A 243-nucleotide genomic window follows, 5' to 3' on the forward strand; every position below is an offset into this window, starting at 1 on the left:
GTTGATATAGCCTGTGCCCGAACCCGAATTGGAGATGGTGCCTGCGTTGGCGTCGAGGCTGAGGCTGCCTGTGGCGGAGACGGCTCCGGTGATGTCGAAGCCGCCGGCGCTGGTGTCGGTGAGGCTTGCGCTGGTGGCGGTGAAGGGTCCGGCGATGGTGAGGGGCGCGTTGTCGTCGAGGGTGAGGTTGCCGACGTTGACGCTGCCGAGAGTGGTGATGGAGTTGCTGCCGGTGAGGATGAC

General features: G+C 65.4%; 1 protein-coding gene. It reads right to left on the reverse strand.

Annotated features, from left to right (window positions below):
- Positions 1-243 (reverse strand): hypothetical protein (locus RT91_RS22110; RefSeq protein WP_035189767.1); only part of this gene is annotated, 243 nt, incomplete at both ends.

Origin of the sequence: Acidiphilium sp. JA12-A1 (assembly GCF_000724705.2) — a bacterium.
Taxonomy (GTDB): domain Bacteria; phylum Pseudomonadota; class Alphaproteobacteria; order Acetobacterales; family Acetobacteraceae; genus Acidiphilium; species Acidiphilium multivorum.